Source organism: Caulobacter sp. GW821-FHT12A07 (assembly GCF_058807655.1).
The window spans coordinates 441,284-461,022 of the sequence record NZ_JBXAQX010000001.1 but is presented as its reverse complement, the minus strand read 5'-3'; the positions used below and the strand labels follow the sequence as shown (position 1 = coordinate 461,022).

Genomic DNA, 19,739 nt, shown 5'->3' with positions numbered 1-19,739 from the left:
CGCCGCCCAGCCGCTGAAGGGGCCCCTGCATGTCCGACGAAACCCGCGATTCCAACGGCGCGATCCTGGCCGACGGCGACAACGTCACCCTGATCAAGGACCTGAAGGTCAAGGGCTCGGGCGGCGTGACCCTCAAGCGCGGGACCCTGGTCAAGAAGATCCGCCTGACCGGCGACCCCGAGGAGATCGAGGCCAATGTCGACAAGGTGAAGGGCCTGGTGTTGCGGACGGAGTTCGTCAAGAAGGCCTGAGGCGAGGCTCAGGGCGCCGCCTTGGCGGCGGCCTTGGGCAAGGCGTCCAGCAGATCGTCCCGCTTGTAGACGCGCACGTCTTTCAGCTTGGCGACACGCTTCGCCGGCGAAGCGTCCCTCAACAGGATGAACTCGTCGCGCATCTTCGGAAGCGAGCAGTCGGCGGGGTCTTCGGTTCGCCGGATGATGCGCACCGTGTCCGTCGCCAGGATCAGGCAGGCGGTGCGGACGGTCTCCTCGCCGGGCTGCCGGTAGATGGTCACGCCGCCGCCGCCCACGCCGGCGAAGCGAAGCGCATTGAAGGTCAGCAACTGGTCGCCGGGCGCGCGGAAAACGACCAGGCCGACGATGAGCAGCGAGATCATGATCACCACGACGCGTTCGCGGCCGTGGGAGGTCATGAACAGGTGAAAGCCGATCAGCAGAAACACCGCGCCCAGCCTCAGGGTCTCATCGCTCGCCTCGAAGAGGCCGCGCACGTTCAGAGTAACGAAATCCACGGCCAGGGTCAGCCAGATCACGCCGGCCAGGTTGAGCAGAAGGCTGAAGAACAGCGCCAGAACGCCCGCGCCGGCCCTCGACTTCCATCCCGGAGCGGCCGCGTTCATCGACCAGGCGAAGGGCGCGGCGAGGGCGGCGGCGCAGGCGAGCGTCATGCAACCGGCGGTCAGCGTCACGCCCGAGATCATGGTGAGGATCAGGATCAGGGTGAAGACGATCAGCGGCGCATAGGCGACCACGTACGCCTTCAGGTGCGGCCCCCGGGGAGCGGCCTCGTCCTCCGGCCAGAAGAAGCCCTTGGCGAGCGGATGGGCCGTGTCCTGGGTCGACGAGAAGAGAAGCCGCGTGAAGAGAGGCGAGCCGAAGGTCATGGCGATCAGCGCCACGATCCCCAGGATCGTCACCGCCAGCACCGGAACCAGCGAGGGCAGTATGCTGACCACCTGGCCGAAACCCGACAGGCCCGGCTGGCCGTAGACGCTCAGATAGCGGCTTATCATCAGCTGCAGCAGCGTCGCCGCGACGGCCGCGACGAGGGCTATCAGGGCCGCCACGGCCTCCAGCGGCTTCTTGGCGATCTCGCCGAACAGGCGGGAAGGCCAGGACGATTGATGGGCGACGGGTTTCGCCGCGACGTCGATTGCATCGGGCATGCCGGGAAGCTCCAACTCACGTGAGGTGAAGCGCTCCGCCGGAGCGCTCCACCAGGAATTGCAGCTAGCTTGGCTTTACGAAGAAAGTGTAATCCGCGCGGAGGCCCGTGCTGAGCGCCGGCCTATTCGCCCCGCGCGGCTTTCTCCAGGGTCGGCACGTCGATCTTCACCATCTGCATCATGGCGGCGAAGACGCGGCCGGCGACGGCCTTGTCGGGGCCGGTGGTCAGCTCGATCAACTGGCGCGGGGTGATCTGCCAGGAGAGGCCGTAGCGGTCCTTCAGCCAGCCGCAGGCCGAGGGCTGGCCGCCGCCGGCCAGCAGGGCGTCCCAGTAGCGGTCGACCTCGGCCTGGCCGTCGCAGTCGACGGTGAACGACACCGCCTCGTCGAACTTGAAGTGCGGGCCGCCGTTCAGGGCGGTGAAGCCCTGGCCGTCGAGCTCGAAATAGACGGTCGACACCGAACCGCCCGGCCCGGCCGGCGGCGGCACGTCGTCGGGATAGCGGTTGACCGACAGGATCCTCGAATTGGGGAAGATCGAGACGTAGAACTCGGCGGCTTCCTCGGCCTGGGTGTCGAACCACAGGAACGGGGTGATCTTCGGCATGGCGTCGTCCTCCTGGCTGGCGGCCTGGTCGCCGCGTCTTCCCGAGGACGAAGGAACGCCCGCCGCCCCGACATCGTCGAGGCGAATTTTCGCATGCGCCGTCAGATCGAGCGGTCGACCGTCTTTCCGACGTTGCTCAGGGTCGCCAGGGCGACCGCCGCGGTCGAGGCGGCGGCGCTGACCGGAACGGCCAGGGTGACGGCGGTCGCCGAGGTCGTGCTCGCAGGCGCCGTGGTCCCGATCGCGGCCGTCTTCGAGGTTTCGGCCGCGAGGGCGGCGTCCCGGGCCTTGCGGGCGGCGATGACGTCCGACCAGCGGAACCCCCACGCGGAGCTGTCGTCGACCTGGTCGCTGACGTCGCGGCCGTTAGCGATGGCGACAGCCTCGCCTGTCGAGCGCACCGACACCGACCAGCCAGCCTCGCCGGCCGACTGGGTGAAGTCGCCGATCCTCAGCTTGCCCTCGGTCGTGCGGTAGAGCGGCGCGCCCGTGACCTCGAACCGGCTGTTCATCCCGCGGAGCGTGGCGTTCAGGCTGGAGAGGCCCCTGTTGATCCACTTCTCGGAGATGTAGACCATCATGTCGACCTCGCCGCCCATCCCCTGGGCGCGCATTTCGTCGAACTTGGCCGTGTTGTTCAGCATCCAGACGCCGCCGTTGATCAGGCTGATGTCCAGGCCCAGCATCTCGATGTTGTTGCGCGCGGCCTTGGCCATGCCCGTGGCCATCTGGTTGTTCTCGGAAGCCAGCGAGCCCTTGGGGTAGGTCTCGACCGGCGCGGCGAGCGCCGTGGTCGTGGGCGTTGCGTCTGACGCTTCGGCGGGCTTCTGCGCGGCGTCCTTGGCCAGGGCCGCCTTGGCCTCCGGGGACAGGTCCACCTTCACGGCCGGCTCGACATATTCCGGAAGGTTCAGCGCCTGGATGGACGTCTCGGCCTGCGCCAGTATGGCTTCGCGCCGCTCGTACGCGCCCGCCGCCTGGGCGTACATGTCCTTGCGGTTCTGGGCCTGCTTCAGATAGGCGGCCTCGTCGAACGACACGTGAGCAAACTCGTAAAGACGCCGCAGCCCCGGCAGTCTCGCCTGGGCGTGCGCCACGGGGTCGTAGCTGTAGGGGGAGGGGGCGACGGCCGTGACCATGGAAGTCCTCACCGGTGCGCGTGCTGCGCGTGTCGAGTTTTCAAGCTCAACATGAAGGCGAGTCATGAACAGCGCGTAAACCTTGTCGCGCGTTGGGCCGCGCGCCGGGTCTCAGGCGTAGCGGTCGGCCAGGTCGAGCAGGGCCTGGTCGGGCGAGGCGTAGCTGACGATGCGCGCCTCGAGCGCTTGGTCGCGGACCCTGTCGAGGGCGCGGGTCATGGCCGCGTCGATCCATCGGTCGGGATTGCCGAAGGCGCCGCCGCCCAGGCGGGTGAGCCAGACCACTCGGTGGCCGCGCGCGGCGTTGAGCACGGCGGCCAGCAGGGTCGCCTCGTAGGCGGCTTCCAGGATCAGGCTGGCGAAGGGCGACGCCAGGGCCTTGGTCACCGGCGCGTAGGATATCGGCAGGGCCGAGCAGAAGACCTGGGAGACGGTCATGCCCGCGGCCTCGGGCGCGTCGGTGATCTCGGCGTCCCAGACCAGGCCGATGCGCAAGGCCGCGCGCAGGGCGTCGCGTTCGGGTTCGTCGAGATAGTCGAGTACGGCGGCGATCGCCTCCAGCCCGGCGTCGGTGCATAGGGCGTAGCCGTTGCGCATCCGCCAGAGCGCCTCGACGGGGCGGCCGGTCAGGTCGGACAGGCGCGGACCAAGGTCGGCCAGGCCGTCGAACTGCCGCGCCGCCGTCTGGCCGATCCCGTCGCCGACCGGGGCGAGGTAGTTGCGATAGACCGTGGCCGCGCCGGCGGCGATGGCGCAGGCCGGGCCCTGGGTCGGGTCCCAGGCGTAGCGCGCGACGCCGTCCTCGGGGCTGACGCCCGGATCGACCATCTCCAGCAGGTTGAACTGCGAGGCGACCTGGAAGAGGCCGCCGGCGTTGGCGGCCTGGTTGTGCAGGGCGCGGGCGTCGCCGCGCACGACCTCGACCCGGAGCCGGCCGGGAACCGGAACGGCCGCCGCGCGGGTGCGCAATTCCGCCAGAGAGGGCAGCTCCAGCGTGCCGATCCCCCAGGTGCGGTCGGTCGCGTCGGAGGCCAGGCGGCCGTTCTCCACCCGCAGGCGGGCCTTGGTCGCGGCGTAAGGCTCTTCGGGGAAGCCGGTGAGGCGTTCGAACCAGTCCATGGTGATCAGAACCGCATCCAGTCGATGAAGGCGCGCAGGGCCGGGGAGAGCTGGCGGCGGCTGGGGTAGTAGAGGAAGAAGCCGGGGAAGGGCTCGCACCAGTCCTCCAGCAGCGACACCAGGCGGCCGGCGGCGATGTCGTCGGCGACGGCTTCGCGGAACGGGAAGGCCAGGCCCGCGCCGGCCTTGCAGGCCTCCAGCAGCACCGCGCCGTTGTCGGTGAGCAGGCAGGCGGGCGGGGTGACGACGACGAGGCGGCCCTTGCGCTCGAACTCCCACGGATAGGGCGCGCCCGAGGATCGGCGCACCAGCAGGCAGCGGTGGCCGCTCATCAGGTCTTCCGGTTCCTTGGGGGCGCCGTGGCGGGCGATGTAGTCGGGCGTGGCGACCAGGGCCTGGGAGAGCTCGCCGCTCAAGGGGATGGCGATCATGTCGGCCTGCAGCCGCTCGCCCAGGCGCACGCCGCAGTCGAAGCCGCCGGCGACGATGTCGGACAGGGCGTCCTCGCAGACGATCTCGACCCGCACGTCGGGATAGGCGTTCATGAAGCCGCCGATGCGCGGGGCCAGCAGCATGCGGGCCGCCGTGGTGGCGATGTTGATGCGCAGGCGGCCGGCAGGGCGATCGCGGAACTGGGCGATCTCGTCGAGGGCCGCGTCGATGTCGGCCAGGGCGGGGCCGAGCCTGGCGAGAAGCCGCTCCCCGGCCTCGGTGGGGGCGACGCTGCGGGTGGTGCGGTTGAGCAGCCGCACGTCCAGCCGGGTCTCCAGATTGCGGATCGCGTGGCTGAGGGCGGAGGCCGTCACCCCAAGGGCCTGGGCGGCGGCGCGGAAGCTGCGGCGCTCGGCGACCAGGGCGAAGACGGCGAGGTCGGGCAGGGGGCGGGTCGACATTGCTGAGAGATGCTCAGGAGTGCGTTGAGACCGCAAGCGGTTATCGTTTGCCCCGCCAAGGCCCATCTCCCTGCCGTCGCGGCGACGTCCGCGACCCCCATTTCGCACAAGGAGCTGCTCATGAAGACGCGCAAACTCGGCGACGGCCTGGAGGTCTCCGCCCTCGGTCTCGGCTGCATGGGCATGAGCTGGGCCTATGGCCCCGCGCCCGACAAGCAGGCGATGTTCGACCTGATGGCCAAGGCGGTGGACCTGGGCGTCACCTTCTTCGACACCGCCGAGGTCTACGGCCCCTATGTCAACGAGGAACTGGTCGGCGAAGGCCTGAAGCCGTTCCGCGACCAGGTGGTGATCGCCACCAAGTTCGGCTTCGACATCGGGCCCGACGAGTCCGGGACCGTGCGCATGAAGGGCGTCAACTCGCGGCCCGACAACATCCGCGCCGTGGCCGAGGCCTCGCTCAAGCGCCTGGGCGTCGAGACGATCGACCTCTTCTACCAGCACCGCGTCGATCCCGGCGTGCCGATCGAGGACGTGGCCGGAACGGTCAGGGACCTGATCGCCGAGGGCAAGGTCAAGCACTTCGGCCTGTCGGAAGCCGGGGCGGCGACGATCCGCAAGGCCCATGCGGTGCAGTCGGTGGCGGCCCTGCAGAGCGAGTATTCGCTGTGGACGCGGGGGATCGAGGCGCAGGTGCTGCCGACCATCCGCGAGCTGGGCATCGGCCTGGTGCCCTACAGCCCGCTGGGCCGGGGCTTCCTGACCGGCGCGATCAAGGCCGGCGACGGCTTCGGCAAGGACGACTTCCGCTCGACCCTGCCGCGCTTCCAGGGCGAGGCGATCGCCAAGAACCAGTCGCTGGTCGAGGCGCTGGTCGAACTGGCCGGCGAGAAGGGCGTGACGCCCGCGCAACTGGCCCTGGCCTGGCTGCTGGCCCAGGGGCCGGACATCGCGCCGATCCCCGGCACGACCAAGGTCGCGCGGCTGGAGGAGAACATCGGGGCTGTGGACGTGGCGCTGAGCGCCGACGACCTAGCGAAGATCGCCGCTGCGGTGCCGGAGACGGCGGTCGAGGGCGAGCGGTATGCCGAGGCCGGGCTGGCGATGGTGGGGCGGTAGCCGGCTGGCGCCGGCCCCCTCAGTCGCTCCGCGACAGCTCCCCCAGAGGGGGAGCATCTTAGTGGCGCGGCGCGATAGATCCTCCCCCTTTGGGGGAGGTGGCCCGGAGGGCCGGAGGGGGTCTGCGGCGGCGGGGCTTGAAAGCCGCGCCGACGACGGCTCAAACTCCACCCCATGACCGACAACCCGCTGCAACGCCTGGACGCCCTGGAGCTGGTCAAGCTCGGCAAGTCGGCGATCACGGTGGGGGGCTTGGGGGCCGGGATCGTCATCGTCATCGCCGCCCTGCTGGCCGCGCGGCTGGCGGCGGCGGGGCTGCGTCGCCTGCGGGCGCGGGCGGCCGACAACGCCTCGTCGCTGTATGTGGTCGAGAAGCTGACGACCTATGGCCTGGTGGTTGTCGGCCTGCTGGCGGGCCTGTCGACCATGGGCATCGACCTGACCTCGCTGACGGTGTTCGCCGGCGCGGTCGGGGTGGGCGTGGGGCTTGGCCTGCAGGGGGTGATCAAGGACTTCGCCTCGGGCGTCAGCCTGGTGTTCGAGCGCCTGATCGCGGTGGGCGACTTCGTGGAGCTGTCGAACGGTTCGCGCGGGGTGGTGCACGAGATCGGGCCGCGCGCCACGCGGATCCGCACCAACGACGCCACCGACGTGATCGTGCCCAACTCGGTGCTGGTCAACGACCAGGTGATCAACTGGACCCTGCGCAACACCACCCGCCGCATCCGCGTGCCCTTCGTCACCGCCTTCGGGGTCGACAAGGAGACGGTGCGCGAGGCGGTGCTGAAGGCCGCCCGCAGCGTGCCCTTCACCAGCGCCGACGACGCCGTGCGCCGCACCCAGGTGTGGCTGGTGGGCTATGGCGAGCACGCCCTGAAGTTCGAGCTGATCGTCTGGCCGACCGTGGAGGCCGTGCGCCGGCCGGCGGCGATCTTCGCGGCCTATACCTGGGCCATCGACGACGCCCTGCGCGGGGCCGGCATCGAGATCCCCTATCCGCAGCGCGACGTGCGACTGCGGGGGCTGTTCGGCGAAGAGGGCGAGGACGCGCGAGCGGCCCTGCGCCTGGAGCCGCGCGCGGCGCGCAAGGCTCGGGGCAAGGCGGCGACCCACGTCTCGCAGAACGACGCCGCCGACGAGCTGGGGCGCGAGGATCCGGATGAGGCGCCGCCGCCGAGGCCGGCGCAAAGCTGAGCCCCGGGCGGTTGCGCGTCGTGACCCGGCCGACGCATTGTCGAGCTATGCTAGAGTCCTCCATCACATTCGGCGACAACGTACGCATCCGTCCTTCCCCAGAGGTCGAGCGCCTGGGCTTGGCCGGCAAGATCGGCAGCGTTCGCGGCGAAACGACTCCGAGCATCTCGGGCGTGGATGTTGTCGGCGTCATGGAGCGCGATTACGCGCTGAACGTCTTCTTTGAGGATCTGGACGAGGGCTTTTGGTTCGCTGAGCATTTGGTCGAGTTCGTGGATCACGGCGCCGGCGCCCAGATCAGGATCTATGGCGTCAACAAGCGCTGGGTGCGCAACGAGGATGGCGAGTGGATCGAGTTCGACGCGCAGTAGCGAGCGCAGGCCTTCGTCCGCGTCGCCCTTGACCCCCTGGCCGCGTCGCCGCAGTCTTCTCGCAACTGCGAAATAAGAACACAGGGAAGACGCGCATGAAGACCGCCCGAGGCTTCTTCAAACCCCTGGCCATCGGCGCGCCGGCGCCGTGGCGCGAGCTGCCCGCCCGCGTCGAGCGGATGATCCACTTCGTGCCGCCGCATCTGGAGAAGGTGCGGGCCAAGGTCGGCGAGATCGCCCCCACGGTCGACGTGATCCTGGCCAATCTGGAGGACGCCATTCCCGCCGACGCCAAGGGCGCGGCCCTGGCCGGAACGATCGCCCTGTCGCGCGAGGTCGACTTCAAGGCCCTGGGCGTGGGGCTGTGGGTGCGGATCAACTGCCTCAACTCGCCCTGGCACCTGGACGAGGTGGCGACCCTGGTCGAGAAGGCCGGCGATCGGATCGACGTGATTATGGTGCCCAAGGTCGAGGGGCCGTGGGACATCTTCTACATCGACCAGCTGCTGGCCTCGCTGGAGGCCAAGCACGGGGTGACCCGGCCGATCCTGCTGCACGCCATCCTCGAGACGGCCGAGGGGGTGATGAACGTCGAGCAGATCGCCGGCGCCAGCCCGCGCATGCAGGGGATTTCGCTGGGGCCGGCGGATCTGGCGGCCAGCCGGGCGATGAAGACCACCCGGGTCGGCGGCGGCCATCCGGGCTATCGCGTCATCGAAGATCCGCATGCGGACGGATCGCCTCGGGTCAGCGTGCAGCAGGACCTCTGGCACTACACCTTCGCCAAGATGGTCGACGCCTGCGCGGCCCACGGCATCAAGCCGTTCTACGGCCCGTTCGGGGCCATCGACGATCCAGTCGCCTGCGAGCAGCAGTTCCGCAACGCCTTCCTGATGGGCTGCGCCGGCGCCTGGAGCCTGCACCCCAGCCAGATCGCCATCGCCAAGCAGGTCTTCAGCCCCGACCCGGCCGAGGTGGCCTTCGCCAAGCGCATCCTGGAAGCCATGCCCGACGGCTCGGGCGTGGCGATGATCGACGGCAAGATGCAGGATGACGCCACCTGGAAACAGGCCAAGGTGATGGTCGACTGCGCCAAGCAGATCGCGGCCAAGGACGCGGAATACGCGGCGCTCTACGGGTTCTAGGTTGGCGCTTCCCCCTGGTCCCGTCATTCCCGCCCTTGTGGCTGACAGAGGGGGCCTCACCATAGGGGCGGCTTGGATCCGTTGCGGATGGCAGGCACGAAAACCCTCTCTCTTAGAGAGAGGGAGGGGCCCATCGCGGAGCGATGGGAGGGTGAGTGGTTACACCTTTAGCCGGCGTGCCGGCACATCGCGCAACAGCGCCAAGATCGTCTAGGGGTTTCGCCTACCCACTCACCCTCCCACGCCTGCGGCGCGGGCCCCTCCCTCTCTCCATGAGAGAGGGTTTCCCTAAAGAAGGCGAGCCCCACACGCCGGGGTTGACAACCGCTTTTGCTCAAAGTTAGCATAACCCATGTCGCCGGATAGACCGGCGACGGACATCAGCGTGAGGGAGTCTCATGCGCTTCGACTATCTCGTCCTGATCGGACGCTTCCAGCCGTTCCACAACGGCCACGCCAGCGTGCTGAAACATGCGCTGCGGCTGGCGGAGAAGGTGATCGTGCTCACCGGCAGCGCCGGCCAGCCCCGCACCATCCGTAACCCCTTCAACGCCGCCGAACGGGCCGTGATGATCCGCGCCGCCGCCGGCGAGGACGCCGCCCGGCTGATCGTGGCGCCGCTGCGCGACCGCCTCTATGGCGACACCCTGTGGGTCGGCGACGTGCAGCGCATCGTCGCCGAGGCCGTGGCCCGTGACGGCGCGGACGAGGGCGCAACCGTCGGCCTGATCGGCCGCAACAAGGACGACGCCACCGCGACCTATCTGGCGGCTTTTCCGCAGTGGGAGCTGGTCGACGTGCAGCACGCCGACGTACTGTCGGCCACCGAGCTGCGCGACTGGCTGTTCGCCGGCGAGGCCGGCGGCCTGCGGCTGGTCGAGGCCAATGTGCCCGGGCCGGTGTTCGAGATGCTCGGCGCCTTTCGCGACGGCTCGCCCGCCTATGCCCAGCTGGCCCGCGAGCACGCCTTCATCAAGACCTATCGCCAGGCCTGGGCCGCCGCGCCCTATCCGCCGACCTTCGTCACCGCCGACGCGGTGGTCGTGCATTCCGGACACGTGCTGCTGGTGCGCCGCCGGGCCGAGCCGGGCAAGGGGCTGTGGGCTCTGCCGGGCGGCTTCGTGAACCAGGGCGAGACGGTGCAGGCCGCCGCGATCCGCGAACTGCACGAGGAGACGCGGCTTAAGATCCCGCCGGCCGTGCTGCGCGGCTCGATCAAGGCCGCGCGGGTGTTCGACCACCCCGACCGCTCGCTGCGCGGGCGGACCATCACCCACGCCTTCCATTTCGACTTCCCCGCCGGCCCGCTGCCGCGCGTGAAGGGATCCGACGACGCCGAGCAGGCGCGCTGGGTTCCCGTCAGCGAGGCGCTGCTGATGGAGGAGCAGTTCTTCGAGGACCACTTCCACATCCTCGAACACTTCGTCGGCGCCGCCTGACGGCGTTTTCAGATCAAATCCACGAAACCGCCCCGAGAGACGAGACGGTCACACCCCGCGCGAAGGAGCTTCCGCGATGTTCGACAACCTGATCCTCGACACCGACAGCTACAAGGCCAGCCACTGGCTGCAATATCCGCCGGGCGTGACCGGCGCCTTCTCCTATGTGGAGAGCCGGGGCGGGCGCTACGACCGCACGGTCTTCTTTGGCCTGCAGGCGATCCTGAAGACGGCGCTGGCCAGGCAGGTGACCCACGCCATGGTCGACGAGGCCGCCGAGCTGCTGGCGGCGCATGGCGAGCCGTTCAACGAGGCCGGCTGGCGGCGGATCGTCGACGTGCACGGCGGCCGCCTGCCGGTGCGCATCCGCGCCGTGCCGGAGGGCGCGGTGGTCCCCACCCACCAGGCGCTGATGACCATCGAGAACACCGACCCGGAGTGCTTCTGGCTGCCGTCGTACCTGGAGACCCTGCTGCTGCGGGTCTGGTATCCGGTGACCGTCGCCACCACCAGTTGGGGCGTCAAGCAGACCCTTCGCGCGGCGCTGGAGAAGACCAGCGACGATCCGGCCGGCCAGCTGCCGTTCAAGCTGCACGACTTCGGGGCGCGGGGCGTCTCCAGCCGGGAGAGCGCGGCGATCGGCGGCCTGGCCCACCTCGTCAACTTCCTGGGCAGCGACACCCTGGCGGCGGTGCAGGCCGGGCGGGCCTGGTACAACGAGCCGATGGCCGCCTTCTCCATCCCGGCCGCCGAGCACAGCACGATCACCAGCTGGGGCCGCGACCGCGAGGCCGACGCCTATCGCAACATGCTCAAGAGCTTCGGCAAGCCCGGCGCTCTCTTCTCCGTGGTGTCCGACAGCTACGACCTGTTCGACGCCGTCAGCCGCATCTGGGGCCAGGAACTGCGCGACGAGGTGATCGCCAGCGGCGCGACCCTGGTGGTGCGGCCCGACTCCGGCGACCCCGTCAGCATCGTCGCCGAGACCCTGAAGCGTCTCGACGAGGCCTTCGGCAGCACGGTCAACGCCAAGGGCTACAAGGTGCTGAACCACGTGCGGGTGATCCAGGGCGACGGGGTCAATCCGGTCAGCATCGCCGCGATCCTGGAGCGGGTGATCGCCGACGGCTTCAGCGCCGACAACATCGCCTTCGGCATGGGCGGCGGCCTGCTGCAACAGCTCGACCGCGACACCCAGCGCTTCGCCCTGAAGTGCTCGGCCGCCAAGGTCGACGGCGTCTGGATCGACGTCAGCAAGAACCCCGTCACCGACCCGGGCAAGCGCTCCAAGGCCGGGCGGCTGATGCTCCAGCGCAATGGGGCGGGCGATTACCGGACGGTGGCGGTGGGCGAGGACGAGACGGTGGAAGCCGGCTGGGCCGACGCCATGGTCACGGTGTGGGAGGACGGGGCGCTGCTGGTCGATCACACGCTGGCCGACGTGCGGGCGCGGAGCGAGGCGGCTTAGCCGCTCCGCGCTCCGGCCGCTGCGGCCGAGGCTCGCAAGTCTGCTCGATCAGGAGGTTCAACGTGACGTACGCCGCCGAGACCGACCGCCGCCTGATCGTCCTGTGGCGGGTCTTCGACGCCTGCAACCTGTCCTGCCCGTTCTGCGCCTACGACAAGCGGGTGGACGGACCCAGGCACGCCGTCGACCCGGCCCAGGTGGAGCGGACCATCGACCTGCTCGGCGACTGGCGTCGGGCGCGGGGCCGTTCCGTCCTGCTCAGCTGGCTTGGGGGGGAGCCCTTGCTCTGGGAGCCGCTGTCGGCGCTCAGCGCCCGCGCCGTCGACCAGGGGCTGGAACTCAGCCTGACCACCAACGGCACGATGCTCGGCTCGCCCCGGGTGCGTGAGGAACTGGTGCGGCGCTATCGCGAGGTGACGATCAGCATCGACGGCCCTGCCGCCTTTCATGACCGGATGCGGGGCTGGCCGGGGGCGTTCGACAAGCTCTCGCGCTACGTGCCCGCGCTCGTGGCCGACCGCGACGCGGCCGGAGCCGCGCTCAAGGTCCGCGCCAACGTGGTGCTGATGCGCGACAACATCGCCGACTTCGAGGCGCTGTGCCGGACCCTGGCCGGCTGGGGCGTCGACGAGATCAGCTTCAACCAACTGGGCGGTCGCGATCGACCCGAGTTCTTCCCCGACCATCGCCTTCGTCCGGACGACGTGACGTTCCTGGCCGCGCTGCTGCCGGGGCTGCGCGCCGAACTGGCGGGTCTCGGCGCGGGCCTGGTCGGCGGAGCGTCCTATGTCGCGCGGATCGCCGACACCGTGGCGGGCAGGCCGCTGCCGATCGCCGATTGCCGGGTCGCCGAGCGGTTCCTGTTCATCGACGAGGCCGGCCGGATCGCGCCGTGCAGCTTCACGCCGCAGCATTTCGCGCTGTCCGTCGACCAGCTTCGCGAGCCGGCGGACCTGGAGGCGTTGCCGGGGCGGCTGCGCGACCTGCAACGGCGCATGCCCTCGCGCGACTGCGCCGACTGTCCCAGCACCCAGCAGTTCGCCAAGTTCGAGCCGACCGGCGCCGAGGCCTGATGCGGCTTGGCGCTCAGCCCGCTGATCAGCCTTCTCCGTAAAATCCCCGCTTTCGCGGGGGTTTTACGGTTGGAGACAAGCTCAGGCCTTGGCCGCCAGACGCTTGACGAGGGCGTGGGCGACGGCGTCGCTGCTGGCGGGGTTCTGCCCGGTGATCAGGTCGCCGTCCGTGACGACATAGGGGGCCCAGTCGGGGCCCTTCTCATAGAGGCCGCCGTTCGCCTTCAGCATGTCCTCGACCAGGAACGGCACGATGTCGGTCAGCTCGACGGCGTCTTCCTCGCCGTTGGTGAAGCCGGTGACCTTTCGGCCGGCCACGAGCGGGCGGCCGTCGGCGGCCTTGACGTGGCGCAGGGCGCCCGGTGCGTGGCAGACCAGGGCCTGGGGCTTGCCGGCGCGGTCGAAGGCTTCGATCAGGGCGATCGAGGCGGGCGATTCCGCCAGGTCCCACAGCGGCCCGTGGCCGCCGGGATAGAAGACCGCGTCGAAATCGGCGGCGTCGACGGCGTCCAGCGGAACGGTCTTGGCGAGGGCTTCCAGCGCGGCCTCGTCGGCCTGGAAGCGGCGGGTCATGTCGGTCTGGAAGTCCGGCAGGTCGCTCTTGGGATCGAGCGGCGGCTGCCCGCCCTTGGGCGAGGCCAGGACGATCTCGGCGCCGGCGTCCTTGAACACGTAATAGGGCGCGGCGAGCTCTTCCAGCCAGAACCCGGTCTTCTTGCCGGTGTCGCCGAGGGTGTCGTGCGAGGTGAGGACGATCAGGATTTTCATGGCGCGCTTCTCTGCTGCGAAGATCGGTCGGGGGCGTCGATCTTGCCGCATATAGGGTGGGCAGGCGCCGGCCGCCGCCATGATCGCGGCGCGCGGTGAAGAGGGGTAGGCCTTACCCTCTCCGTAAAATCCCCGCGAAAGCGGGGACCCAGGCTTTTTATCGTTGAGGGCGGCGCGTTTCAGAAAACGCCTGGGCCCCCGCTTTCGCGGGGGTTTTACGGTGGAGGGGTGGGGGGCAGGTCGGTAGGGGTGAGCCTACGACCGATAATCCCCGTTGATCGCCACGTACTGCTTGGTCAGGTCGCAGGTCCAGACGGTGGAGCTGCCCTTGCCGACGCCGACCTCGACGGTGACCTCGAGTTCCTGGTGCTTCATGTAGGCGCTCATGGCCGCCTCGTCGTATTCGGCCGAGACCAGGCCGTCGCGGGCGGCGTAGAGGTCGCCGAACTTGACGCTGATCTTCTCGCGGTTGACCGGCTCGTCGGCGCGGCCGACGGCCATGACGATGCGGCCCCAGTTGGCGTCCTCGCCGGCGAAGGCGGTCTTGACCAGCGGGCTTTCGGCGATGGTGCGGGCGATCTTGCGGGCCGACAGCGGGCTCTCGGCGCCGTTGACGGTGATCTTGACGAACTTGGTGGCGCCCTCGCCGTCGCGGACCAGTTGCAGGGCCAGATCCAGCAGCACGCCTTCCAGCTTTTCGCGGAAGTCGGCCAGGCGCTTGTCGCCGGGGCGGCTGATCTTGGGCGCGCCGGACTGGCCGGTGGCGAACAGCAGCAGGGTGTCGTTGGTCGAGCGGTCGCCGTCCACCGTCACGCAGTTGAAGGTGGTGCGGGTGTACAGAGACACCAGCGTCTGCAGGGCGGCCGGGGCGATGGCGGCGTCGGTGGCGACGAAGGCCAGCATGGTCGCCATGTCCGGCGCGATCATGCCCGAGCCCTTGGCGATGCCGGCGATCTTGACCTCGTGGCCGTCGATCACGGCGGTCGCGTAGGCGCCTTTCGGGAAGGTGTCGGTGGTCATGATCGCCGAGGCGGCGGCGGCCCAGCCGTCCGGCGTCAGGCGGGTTTCCACCTCGCGCAGGTTGGAGGTGATCTTGCTGTCGTCGAGGATCACGCCGATGACGCCGGTCGAGGCCATCATCACGTCGCGCTGGCGGCAGTCGAAGCGCTTGCCCACGGCGGTGGCCACGCGGCGCACGGCGTCGGCGCCGGGCTTGCCGGTGAAGCTGTTGGCGCAGCCGGCGTTGACCACGAGGGCGCGCACGTCGGCGCCGCCGCTGGCGGCCAGCTGGCGCTTGCACCAATCGACCGGGGCCGAGCCGACGCCGTGGCGGGTGAAGACGCCGGCGCCCGAGGTGCCCTCGGCGAAGCGCATCAGCAAGAGGTCGGGGCGCTCGTGCTTGTAGAAGCCGGCGCGGCCGGTGGCGATCTCGACGCCGGCGATCGGCGGGATGGCCGGGAACGGCACGACCAGCGGCGAGACGGCCAGGCCCGGCTTGCCCGGCGCGGCGGCGGGCGTCGCGGGAGCGGCGGTCTGGGCGGGGGTCTCGCCGGCCGACTTCTGGGCGCGGCGCAGGCCGGCGCGCTTCAGGGCTGAGGCAAGCGGATCGAGGGCGCGGTCCAGGGCCTGGCCGACGCTGGCGCCGACCTGGCCGACGATCTCGGCCGGAGTCGTGGTCGCGGGCGTCTTTTCGGCGGCCTTCGGAGCGGTGGTCTTGGTCGGGGTCTTTGCAGGCTTGCGGGTCATTTTTTGGCCGGGGTCTGGGCGGGCGCCGAGGCGGGCGGCGCGCTGTCGAGGTCGGAAACGGGGGCGGCGGCGCCGGCCGGAGCGGAGGCCGGCTCCTGCGGCGCGCCGGGGACGTCCTGGCCCTTGCCGACCAGCATCTCCACCTTGGCGCCCGAGCGCAGCTTCTCCAGCAGGTCGCGGACCTGGTCGTAGGTCAGGAAGCGGACGATCTGGGGGCGGGTCTCTTCCAGGCTGAGCGGGGCTTCCAGGCGCTTGTCCTCGACGCGCAGCACCACCCACTGGCCGTCGGAATGGAACGGACCGATCAGGTCGCCGGCCTTGGCGTCCTTCAGGGCGCCGGCATAGGCCTCGGGCATGACGTCGACGGTGAAGTAGCCGAGGTCGCCGCCCTTGAAGCGGGTGGCCTCGTCTTTCGAACGCTCCATGGCCAGGGCGTCGAACGAGGCGCCGGTGGCCAAGAGCTTCTTGACGCTTTCGGCTTCGGCCTGGCTGGGCACCAGGATCTGGCGGGCGCGGATCTCTTCGGACTGCTTGGCCAGCTTCTGCTGCTCGGCGTAGAGGCCGCGGATGTTGTCTTCGGTCACGGCCTTCTCGACCATGCCCTCGACCAGCATGTCGCCGAGGATGCGCTCGCGGGCGGCCGCCAGGCGGCGCTGGGCGACGGGATCCTTGTCGAGCTTGCGCTGCATGGCCTCGGACGCCAGCAGCTTCTGGTCCACCACCTCGTCGAGGACGCGGCGGAAGAGGTCGGACGAGACGTCGAGCGGCTCGCCCTCGCCGATCAGGCCCTGCGCCACCGCCTCGCGCTTGACGTCGGAGGCCCAGACCGCGTGGCCGTCGACCCGGGCGACGGCCGTGTCGCCGGGCTCGGGCGGGCGCTCGTCGACCCCGCCGCGGCCGCAGGCGGCGACCAGCAGCGCCAGGCCGAGGGCGGCGGCGAGCATCAAGGGACGGGCCTGAAATTTACCGGGGCGGACGGGGTGCATCGGACGCGGTTCTCCGCTGAACTCAAGAAAAGCGCTCTAGAGCGCGTCAGGCCAAAGGGGAAGCCGTTTTGGCGGCCTCGGGGTCTAAACTTCGCGCCGAGCCGCTCGGTTCGGGCCAAGCGGATGGAACTCCAGGCGCTTCCAGCGGTTTCGGCGTCGCGCCGGCGCGCGCTGCGGGCATAATTCGTGTGGCGCGGGCAAGCTTGGCTGATCGGCGTTTTTCGACGTCCAGGCGGGCCGGGCCTTCGTTGACACTGGGAGGGGCGGTGCTTAAGTCTCGCGCGCGCGCCGTTTTCAGTGGTTTTCCGAAACCCGGCGCAACGTCATTACCGTAGTGAAGGCCCACAAGCCTTAGCGCCGGCCTCACTAGTTCTCGCTCCGGATCCTTTCTGCATGCTCGGCTTCGCCAAAAAGCTCTTCGGTTCCTCCAACGAACGCAAGGTCAAGACGCTGCAGAGCCGCGTGGCCAAGATCAACGCGTTCGAGCCGGCGATGGCCGCCCTGTCGGACGAGGCCCTGAAGGCCAAGACCCAGGAATTCAAGGACCGCCTGGAAAAGGGCGCGACCCTCGACGACATCCTCGACGAAGCCTTCGCCGCCGTGCGCGAGGCCTCCAAGCGCGTGCTGGGCATGCGCCACTTCGACGTGCAGCTGGTCGGCGGCATGGTGCTGCACTTCGGCGGCATCTCGGAAATGCGCACCGGTGAAGGCAAGACCCTGGTCGCCACCCTGCCGACCTATCTGAACGCGCTGGCCGGCAAGGGCGTGCACGTCATCACGGTCAACGACTACCTGGCCACCCGCGACGCCGAGTGGATGGGCCAACTCTACAACTTCATGGGCCTGTCGTACGGCATCATCGTCAACGGCCTGTCGCAGGGCGACCGCCAGCGCGCCTACAAGTCCGACATCACCTACGGCACCAACAACGAATTCGGCTTCGACTACCTGCGCGACAACCTCGTCTATGACGTGGGCGAGATGGTCCAGCGCGGCCACCACTACGTGATCGTCGACGAAGTCGACTCGATCCTGATCGACGAAGCCCGCACCCCGCTGATCATCTCGGGCCCGACCGAGGACCGCAGCGAACTCTACAAGACCATCGACGTCCTGGTGAAGGAACTCATCAAGGACAAGACCAACTACGACCACGACGAGAAGCAGAAGCAGGTCATCCTCACCGAAGAGGGCCAGGAGCGGATCGAAGAGGTCCTGATCTCGGGCGGCCACCTGGCCGAGGACACCGCCGGCCTCTACGACGCGGCCAACATCTCGATCGTGCACCACGTCAACCAGGCCCTGCGGGCCAACGTGCTCTACACGCGCGACAAGGACTATATCGTCAAGGCCGACGAGATCGTCCTGATCGACGAGTTCACCGGCCGCATGATGACCGGCCGCCGCCTGTCGGAAGGCCTGCACCAGGCCATCGAGGCCAAGGAAGGCGCCGCCATCCAGCCCGAGAACCAGACCCTGGCCTCGGTGACCATCCAGAACTACTTCCGCCTCTACACCAAGCTGTCGGGCATGACCGGCACGGCCTCGACCGAGGCGCAGGAGTTCGACGACATCTACAAGATGGGCGTCAGCGAAATCCCGACCAACCGCGTCATCCAGCGCATCGACGACGACGACGAGGTCTACCGCACCGAGGAAGAGAAGAACCGGGCCATCCTGGTTCAGATCGCCGACTGCCACAGCCGCGGCCAGCCGATCCTGGTCGGCACCGTGTCGATCGAGAAGTCCGAAGAGCTGTCCAAGCTGCTCGACGCCTACGAGTGGGAAAACAAGGGCGCCAAGCAGAAGGGCATCCCCCACCAGGTGCTGAACGCCCGCTTCCACGAGCAGGAAGCCGGCATCGTCGCCGACGCCGGCGTGCCGGGCGCGGTGACCATCGCCACCAACATGGCCGGCCGCGGCACCGACATCCAGCTGGGCGGCAGCATCGACCTGCGCCTGTCGAAGTGGAAGATCGAGCAGCGGGGTCTGGGCATCACCGTCTCGCACGAGGACGAGCTGGCCCATCGCGCCGAACTGGAAGCCGAGATCGCCGACGCCAAGAAGGCGGCCCTGGCCGCCGGCGGCCTGTTCGTTCTGGGCACCGAGCGCCACGAGAGCCGCCGCATCGACAACCAGCTGCGCGGCCGCACCGGCCGTCAGGGCGACCCGGGCCGTTCGAAGTTCTTCCTGTCGTGCGAAGACGACCTGCTGCGCATCTTCGCCGGCGAGCGCCTGGACGCGATCATGCGCACCTTCGGCGTCCAGGACGGCGAGGCGATCACCCACAAGTGGCTGAACGCCGCCATCGCCAAGGCCCAGACCCGCGTCGAGCAGCGCAACTACGAGATCCGCAAGAACCTCCTGAAGTACGACGACGTCGTCAACGACCAGCGCAAGGCCGTGTTCGAGCAGCGCCAGGAGTTCATGGAGAGCAGCGACCTGTCGGAAGTCATCGCCGAGATGCGCACCGACGTGGTCGAGGACCTGGTGGCCCGTCACGTGCCGCCGAAGGCCTACGCCGAGCAGTGGGACATCGAGGGCCTGCACGAGCGCGTCCAGGCCATTCTCGGTCTCGACCTGCCGCTGAAGGAATGGGCCGCCGAGGAAGGCGTCGACGACGAGGTCTTCCGCGAGCGCATCGGCAAGGCCGCCGACGAGTACGCCGCCCAGCGCGAAGTGATCATCACCCCCGAGCAGATGCGTTCGGTGGAAAAGAGCTTCCTGCTGCAGATGATCGATCTGCAGTGGCGCGAGCACCTGATGCACCTGGACCACCTGCGCAACGTCATCGGCCTGCGCGGCTACGGCCAGCGCGACCCGCTGAACGAGTACAAGACCGAAGCCTTCAGCCTGTTCGAAAAGCTGCTGGGCGACCTGCGCAGCAACACCACCCGCTGGCTGATGACGGTCGAGATCGCCTATGCCGAGCCCGAGCCCCTGCACACGCCGGAAAACCTGATCCCGGTGCACCTGGATCCGCTGACCGGCGAGAACGCGGCCCTGGCCGGCGCTCTGCCCGAAGGCCTGTCGCCGCAGCAGCGCGAGGCCCTGCCGGTCTCGGCGCTGCCGGAAGGCTGGGACCGCACCAACCGCAACGGTCCGTGCCCCTGCGGCTCGGGCAAGAAGTTCAAGCAGTGCCACGGTTCGCTGGTCTGACGATCGACGGGTTCGAAAGAGCCTGAAACGACGAAGCCCGCTCCGGGAGACCGGGGCGGGCTTTTTCGTGGGCGGTGGAAGCTTGCCAATGGAAGCTTGCCGGGGGG

At 69.2% G+C, this 19,739-nt stretch carries 17 protein-coding genes; 9 read left to right on the top strand and 8 right to left on the bottom strand.

Features of this window, described 5'->3' with window-relative positions; all coding sequences use genetic code 11:
• The first annotated feature begins 29 nt into the window (after positions 1-29).
• Positions 30-251: an alkylphosphonate utilization protein gene (locus tag AC1RRS_RS02230; RefSeq protein ID WP_492853755.1), complete on the top strand. Its 222-nt coding sequence runs from the start codon at positions 30-32 to the stop codon at positions 249-251.
• Between the two features lie 8 nt (positions 252-259).
• Here AC1RRS_RS02230 and AC1RRS_RS02225 read toward each other — a convergent pair whose 3' ends face one another.
• The 5 genes from AC1RRS_RS02225 to AC1RRS_RS02205 all read right to left on the bottom strand — a co-directional run bounded on the left by AC1RRS_RS02225 (position 260) and on the right by AC1RRS_RS02205 (position 5,164).
• Positions 260-1,405 carry a hypothetical protein gene (locus AC1RRS_RS02225; RefSeq protein ID WP_492853754.1) on the bottom strand — a complete coding sequence of 382 codons (1,146 nt, stop codon included), beginning with the start codon at positions 1,403-1,405 and terminating at the stop codon, positions 260-262.
• A 122-nt stretch (positions 1,406-1,527) separates the two neighbouring features.
• Positions 1,528-2,013 carry a VOC family protein gene (locus tag AC1RRS_RS02220; RefSeq protein WP_492853753.1) on the bottom strand — a complete coding sequence of 162 codons (486 nt, stop codon included), beginning with the start codon at positions 2,011-2,013 and terminating at the stop codon, positions 1,528-1,530.
• A gap of 101 nt (positions 2,014-2,114) precedes the next feature.
• Positions 2,115-3,152 carry a hypothetical protein gene (locus AC1RRS_RS02215; protein WP_492853752.1) on the bottom strand — a complete coding sequence of 346 codons (1,038 nt, stop codon included), beginning with the start codon at positions 3,150-3,152 and terminating at the stop codon, positions 2,115-2,117.
• A gap of 111 nt (positions 3,153-3,263) precedes the next feature.
• Positions 3,264-4,271, bottom strand: coding sequence for a hypothetical protein (locus AC1RRS_RS02210; RefSeq protein ID WP_492853751.1), 1,008 nt, complete (start codon positions 4,269-4,271; stop codon positions 3,264-3,266).
• Positions 4,272-4,276: 5 nt separating this feature from the next.
• Complete coding sequence (locus tag AC1RRS_RS02205; protein ID WP_110120680.1) at positions 4,277-5,164, bottom strand: LysR family transcriptional regulator; 888 nt, start codon at positions 5,162-5,164, stop codon at positions 4,277-4,279.
• 120 nt (positions 5,165-5,284) lie between these two features.
• Here AC1RRS_RS02205 and AC1RRS_RS02200 point away from each other — a divergent pair, with 120 nt between their 5' ends.
• From AC1RRS_RS02200 to AC1RRS_RS02170, 7 genes are all read left to right on the top strand, one after another.
• Positions 5,285-6,283, top strand: a complete 999-nt coding sequence (locus AC1RRS_RS02200) for an aldo/keto reductase (protein WP_492853750.1) — start codon at positions 5,285-5,287, stop codon at positions 6,281-6,283.
• Positions 6,284-6,457: 174 nt separating this feature from the next.
• A complete protein-coding gene (locus tag AC1RRS_RS02195) occupies positions 6,458-7,477 on the top strand; it encodes a mechanosensitive ion channel family protein (RefSeq protein ID WP_492853749.1) in 1,020 nt (339 codons plus the stop codon).
• A gap of 119 nt (positions 7,478-7,596) precedes the next feature.
• Positions 7,597-7,848, top strand: coding sequence for a hypothetical protein (locus tag AC1RRS_RS02190; protein WP_492853748.1), 252 nt, complete (start codon positions 7,597-7,599; stop codon positions 7,846-7,848).
• 95 nt (positions 7,849-7,943) lie between these two features.
• Positions 7,944-8,993, top strand: a complete 1,050-nt coding sequence (locus tag AC1RRS_RS02185; RefSeq protein ID WP_492853747.1) for an HpcH/HpaI aldolase/citrate lyase family protein — start codon at positions 7,944-7,946, stop codon at positions 8,991-8,993.
• A 398-nt stretch (positions 8,994-9,391) separates the two neighbouring features.
• Positions 9,392-10,432 carry a bifunctional nicotinamide-nucleotide adenylyltransferase/Nudix hydroxylase gene (locus AC1RRS_RS02180; protein WP_492853746.1) on the top strand — a complete coding sequence of 347 codons (1,041 nt, stop codon included), beginning with the start codon at positions 9,392-9,394 and terminating at the stop codon, positions 10,430-10,432.
• A 76-nt stretch (positions 10,433-10,508) separates the two neighbouring features.
• On the top strand, positions 10,509-11,900 hold the full coding sequence (locus AC1RRS_RS02175) for a nicotinate phosphoribosyltransferase (protein WP_492853745.1): 1,392 nt from the start codon (positions 10,509-10,511) through the stop codon (positions 11,898-11,900).
• A gap of 62 nt (positions 11,901-11,962) precedes the next feature.
• Entirely contained in the window at positions 11,963-12,973 is a 1,011-nt protein-coding gene (locus AC1RRS_RS02170) for a radical SAM protein (RefSeq protein WP_492853744.1), read from the top strand.
• Positions 12,974-13,054: 81 nt separating this feature from the next.
• On the opposite strand, the gene AC1RRS_RS02165 is transcribed toward AC1RRS_RS02170, so the two are convergent.
• The 3 genes from AC1RRS_RS02165 to AC1RRS_RS02155 all read right to left on the bottom strand — a co-directional run bounded on the left by AC1RRS_RS02165 (position 13,055) and on the right by AC1RRS_RS02155 (position 16,473).
• On the bottom strand, positions 13,055-13,741 hold the full coding sequence (locus AC1RRS_RS02165) for a type 1 glutamine amidotransferase domain-containing protein (protein WP_492853743.1): 687 nt from the start codon (positions 13,739-13,741) through the stop codon (positions 13,055-13,057).
• 255 nt (positions 13,742-13,996) lie between these two features.
• The gene (gene argJ / locus AC1RRS_RS02160; protein WP_492853742.1) at positions 13,997-15,487 is read right to left on the bottom strand and encodes a bifunctional glutamate N-acetyltransferase/amino-acid acetyltransferase ArgJ; all 1,491 of its coding nucleotides are present in this window, start codon (positions 15,485-15,487) and stop codon (positions 13,997-13,999) included.
• Positions 15,484-16,473: a peptidylprolyl isomerase gene (locus AC1RRS_RS02155; protein WP_492853741.1), complete on the bottom strand. Its 990-nt coding sequence runs from the start codon at positions 16,471-16,473 to the stop codon at positions 15,484-15,486. The genes argJ and AC1RRS_RS02155 overlap by 4 nt, the downstream gene beginning before the upstream one ends.
• A gap of 393 nt (positions 16,474-16,866) precedes the next feature.
• Between AC1RRS_RS02155 and secA the strand changes: the two genes are divergently transcribed.
• Positions 16,867-19,632, top strand: a complete 2,766-nt coding sequence (secA, locus tag AC1RRS_RS02150) for a preprotein translocase subunit SecA (RefSeq protein WP_492853740.1) — start codon at positions 16,867-16,869, stop codon at positions 19,630-19,632.
• The last annotated feature ends 107 nt before the right edge of the window (positions 19,633-19,739 follow it).